Raw genomic sequence first — 5,209 nt, 5'->3', positions numbered from 1 at the left:
GCTCTGTGGGCGGAACCCATGGTTCGGCGCAAAGCGCACGAACCATAGAACCCGGGCGCCAAAGGCGCCTGAACCCTCTTACTTTCGGGATTACAGCCCCTCTGCGCCCGCCCCCTGAGCGCAGTGAACACAACCTTGTTATACAACCTGCGGCGTCAGCCGCGCCCCTTCCTCACATATAGGGATATGGGCCGGCACCGCCAATGTCTCAATCACTCACACTTCCGCGTAGCATGCCTCCAGCACCTTAGGATCACAGTGAAGGATGGTATCTCCCTTTTTCACCAGGGCAATAATCTTGACGCCGGTGATTTCTTCTATCATCTTGACGTTATCCTCTTCCATGACGCCGCCTTTCCAGTTGTTGAGAATAATGCCTTTGATGGAGATATGGCGGTTCTTGATGTATTCGCAGGTGGTAACCACGTGGTTGATGGTGCCCAGGCCTGCATCTGCCACCACCAGCACCGGCAGGTGGAGCCAGCCAATGATGTCGGTTAAATAGTAATGGGCCTTTTCATCATGACGGATGGGGCAGACAATGCCGCCGCTTCCTTCCATGGTGACGTAGAGATATTTCTCAGTCACCCGTTTCCAGGCTTTCAAGATGACTTCTTTTTCTAGGGGATGCCCTTCCAGCTGAGCCGCCAGATGAGGCGATACGGCGTGCTGGTAGAGGTAGGAAAGAATCATATCCTCCGGTTCCTTGATATCGGCAAATTTGTTTACAAAGCCTGCATCGGAAGCGGCCACGGTGGGCGCGCCGCTGATGGCTGCCTTATAGTAGCCTGCGTCATAGCCGGCCTGTCTCATGGTTTTCACAATCAGCGCCGTCACGTAGGTCTTGCCGATGTCCGTATCGGTGCCGGTAATAAATAATCCTTTACTCATTTCAAACTCCCCCTTGCAATAAAATAAGGAAGAAATATTTCGTTCTTCCTTGTAATCGAATCAGTCATGGATGCCCAGTGCCTTTACCAGCCGCTTGGAAAGGAAGGCAGCCAGAATGCAGAGACAGATGTCACCGGGAACGGCCAGCAGGAAGCAATACAGAATTACCGCCCAAACGCCGATGGTTTTCCCGATGTAGAAGTTATTGATGAAATAGACGTAAATCATACCGAAAAGGTACACCACCGCCAGGCCGCAGAGGTTGGCAAAGAGCACCTTGCCGAAGGACCAGGAGCCCGACATTTCACGGATTCTTCCCGTGAGCCATGCGCCTGCAATGAATCCCACCAGGTAGCCGAAGGTGGGCTGGAAAATATAGGAAGGGCCGCCGCCTTCAGTGAAGACCGGCACCCCCACCAGTCCCAGCAGTACGTAGAGTGCCACGGAAAGGGCGCCCCGCCGGCTTCCCAGTATGAGCCCCGCCAGGGTGGTGAAAAGAAACTGCAGCGTGAAGGGACACACCGGCGCCGGAATGCGGATAAAGGCGCCGATGGCAATGAGCGCCGTAAACAACCCGAAAAGAACGATTTCCCTGGACCTGCCCCGGTCCTCATCCAATGCATTTTCCCGAACCATGTTCTCGCCTCGTTTGTAAACTAATTGTTATTCTTTTACCGTATACACGGTTTACATACGTATATAATATAACAACCTTGTCTTTATTTCAACGTTTACAATATATTTTTAAGTCAATGAAATGAGCATTTCAAAAGGAATAGATGAGTCAAATGCCCCCGCCCTACCTCACTTCTCAATGCTGCATGCCGCAGTGAGGCAGGAGATTTCTCGACTCAGAGTTTCAATAGAGCGCAGCCCCATTTCCTCACACCGTCATGCGGCTCCGCTCGAAATGACACGGCGGCGTGGAAGCATAGGGTCATGGAAAAGGAAACGGATAGTAAAAGCACAGCCCCGCCTTCCACTTGTCATCCTGAGCGCCAGCGAAGGATCCTGGTGCATGGAGTAAATATGCCAGATGGTATTAAATATCAGTCTGCGGGGCGTTACATGTCTCGCATCTGATTCCCCTCCGCTGTCACTTCGACGGTCGGGAGCTGAGTGGAGAAATCTCACTTCTCAATCGTACTGTCCGCAATGAGGCAGGAGATTTCTCGGCTCAGAGTTTCAATAGAGCGCAGCCCCATTTCCTCACACCGTCATGCGGCTCCGCTCGAAATGACACGGCGGCGGGCCGCTTACATTTTTTTCGGAATAAAAAAACTGCCACGGAATCAATCCATGACAGTCTTTTAAAACCGGAAATCAGCGAATCACAGTGCCCTTGGTATCCTTGATGAAAAGGAGTACGTTCACTGCTGCTGCCACATAAACGCAGGACAGGAGGGCGAAGGCGGCGCTGAAGCCGTGGGACTGGGCCAGGGCGCCGATAATGGCAGGAGCAAAGCCCCCAACGGCGCGGCCCGTATTGAAGATGAAATTCTGGGCGGTGGAACGGGCGTCGGTGGTATAGTTTTCAGACAGAAGGGTACCATAGCCTGCCATCATGCCGTTGCAGAAGAAGCCCAGGAAGGCGCCGCCGAAGAGAAGGGCGATAGGCGTGCCCAGGTTCACGTAGATGTACACCATGGCTGCGGCGCAGATGTAGAAAATAAGGTAGGGAATCTTACGGCCCAGACGGTCGCAGAGATAGCCGAATACGTAAATGCCCGCAATCATGCCGATAACCGTTACAATCATCCAGCCGGACATGGATTTCGTGGTGAGACCGTGTTCCTTCAGCAGAATCATGGGCAGCCACACCATAATGCCGTAATAACCGAAGTTCTGCACACTGGTCATGACGGTGAGAGAAAGGGTGGTCACCGTCTTGGAGGGGCTGGCGAAAAGGTGGGCCAGCGGGAATTTTCTTGCTTCCGCCAGCTGCTCCTCTTCCTCTGCCGTCAGGGTTTCCCCATTGGCCTTTCTGGCAGCCAGTTCCTTCTTCATTTCCTTGCGCTTCACCCACATGGGCGGTTCCTTAATGCCGTGACGGGCCCAGGCAGCCAAAAGCGCCGGCACCACGCCTACCAGGAAAAGGCCTCTCCAGCCGTAGTCCGGAAGCACCACAGCCGCCAGGATGGCCGCCAGCACAGCGCCGGCCTGCCAGCCCATGGCAACGCCGGCGGTAGCTCTGGCACGCTTGGCAGCGGGCCAGGTTTCAGAAACAAGGGTCATGCCGATGCCGTATTCCCCGCCCAGGCCAAGGCCCGCCAGGAAACGGAGAATATTGAGGTGCGTCACATTATCCGCAAAGGCGCAGGCCCCGGTAAAGATCGAAAAAATAATGATGGTGAGGGAAAAAGTATGCACTCGGCCGAAATAGTCAGCGAAGATGCCGAAGAGATAGCCCCCAAGCACCGTACCGATGAGGGTGTAGGTGGCAATGAGTCCCCCTTCCCCAAGGGTCAAGCCAAACTCGCTCACAATGGCCGCCATGGCAAAGGAAAGAATGAGCACATCCAGCCCGTCCATGGCATAACCGATGATGGACGCCCACATGATTTTCCAGCGTTCCTTCCGCGTCACACCGGTTTCTTCAAATTCCAGTTCTTCCAAAGATTTTTCCGACATAATACCCCCTAAATGGTCTTCCAAAAGAATAAAAAAACTGACCGCGCCGATTTCGGCACAAATTGTCTTATTTTATAATAGGAATTCCCATTTGTAAAGGGGGAAAAATAAAAAGGGCCGCTTCGCGGCCCGGGTTCAGAGGGTTCATAGGGTTCAGAGGGTTCAAAGGGTGGTGGTGGCGGCTTCGCCGCAATTTATAGCCGCTAAAGGCGGCTTCAAAAACTCCCTCTGAACCAGCCCGCTCTGTGGGCGGAACCTGTGGTGCCCAGGGGCGGAGCCCCGATGGCACCATGAACCTGGGCGCCGAAGGCGCCTGAACCCCCCTTACTTTCGTGAATCCAGCCAGTCACTGCCAATGACTCAAAACTCCTATTTCCCCTTCACCAGTCCTCCCTGTACTTCCTGCACATCGAAGACGGAGAGGAAGGCACTGGGGTCTATGCCGTGAACTACCTGTTTCAGCTTGGTCACTTCCAGGCGGGTCACCACGCAGTAGAGCACATCCTTGTCGTCCTTCAAGAAGCCCCCCTGACCGTGGAGACGGGTGACGGCGCGGTGCATGTCGTGGACAATGGCGTCGGACACCTGGTCGTACTCGGTGGTAACGATGAAAATGCCTTTGGACGAATCCAGACCCGTGGATACGGCGTCAATCATGCGGGAGCAGATGAAATAGGCAATGAGGGAATACATGGCGCTGTTCCAGCTGAACACGAAGCCTGCGGCGCCAAGGATGAAGAAGTTGAAGAACATGATGATTTCCCCAACAGAAAAAGATGTTCTATTATCCATCCAGATAGCCACGATTTCCGTACCATCCGTGGAGCCGCCGCTTTTGATGACGATGCCTACACCGATGCCGATGATAATGCCGCCGAAGATGGTGGACAGGAAGGGGTCCGTGGTGGCAGGCTTCATCTGTTCAAAATAAGAGGAACACAGGGACAGGATGACGATGGCATAGGTAGCCGACACTGCCAGCCCCGCCCCCAGGCGCTTATAGCCCAGATAGAAAAAGGGAAGGTTCAGTACCACGATGAGCACCGAAAAGGGCACTCCCGTCAGCGCCTGCACCAGAAGGGAAATACCGGTGACGCCGCCGTCGATGATGTGGTTGGGAATAAGGAACAGGTTCAGTCCTGCAGAATAAATAATGGCTCCAACGGTAAGTCCCAGGATTTTTCGTAAAATAGACATGACGTCTATACTTCTTCCGGCAATGGTCATACAGCCTCCATCATGGTACAAAAAAATCCGCGGTAAACGCCGCGGATTCGTTTTTTATGGCGGAAGGGATGGGATTCGAACCCATGAACCTCTCACGAAGTTAACGGTTTTCAAGACCGCCTCCTTCAACCGCTCGGACACCCTTCCATAACGATACTATTATAGGGGAGAAAAGGGACGTTGTCAATGGGACATAGAGCCACACAGTGGCTCGGGTTCAGAGGGGAAGGGAAGGTTCTTAAGATTGACCGGCCCTTCGGGCCGGAGGGTTCAAAGGTTTGACGGGCCGCGGGCCCGAGGGTTGTGGTGGGGCTGTGAAAAAATGTTTAATCATTTCTTCACAGCCCCTTTTCCGATTCGTTTATAGATTCATAAAATTGCCAAAAATAACAGTAAGCTGTTCTCCGCATTGTCATCTCGAGCGGAGCTGCATGTCGATATGAGAGCAAAGGTATTTGGC

Annotated in this window: 4 protein-coding genes and 1 tRNA gene; all 5 read right to left on the bottom strand. The window is 53.4% G+C overall.

The features are described from left to right. Window positions 1-216 precede the first annotated feature (216 nt). Window positions 217-891: a dethiobiotin synthase gene (bioD, locus tag QZQ29_RS08765; RefSeq protein WP_296962413.1), complete on the bottom strand. Its 675-nt coding sequence runs from the start codon at window positions 889-891 to the stop codon at window positions 217-219. A 60-nt stretch (window positions 892-951) separates the two neighbouring features. After that, on the bottom strand, window positions 952-1,527 hold the full coding sequence (locus tag QZQ29_RS08760; protein ID WP_296962411.1) for a biotin transporter BioY: 576 nt from the start codon (window positions 1,525-1,527) through the stop codon (window positions 952-954). Window positions 1,528-2,214: 687 nt separating this feature from the next. Next, complete coding sequence (locus tag QZQ29_RS08755; RefSeq protein WP_296962409.1) at window positions 2,215-3,522, bottom strand: MFS transporter; 1,308 nt, start codon at window positions 3,520-3,522, stop codon at window positions 2,215-2,217. A 369-nt stretch (window positions 3,523-3,891) separates the two neighbouring features. After that, the gene (locus QZQ29_RS08750; RefSeq protein WP_296962407.1) at window positions 3,892-4,719 is read right to left on the bottom strand and encodes a YitT family protein; all 828 of its coding nucleotides are present in this window, start codon (window positions 4,717-4,719) and stop codon (window positions 3,892-3,894) included. A gap of 87 nt (window positions 4,720-4,806) precedes the next feature. Continuing rightward, window positions 4,807-4,896 (bottom strand) — tRNA-Ser (locus QZQ29_RS08745). Window positions 4,897-5,209: the final 313 nt, after the last annotated feature.

Origin of the sequence: uncultured Dialister sp. (assembly GCF_900538805.1) — a bacterium.
Lineage (GTDB): Bacteria > Bacillota > Negativicutes > Veillonellales > Dialisteraceae > Dialister.
This window is presented reverse-complemented; position numbering and strand designations above follow the sequence as displayed.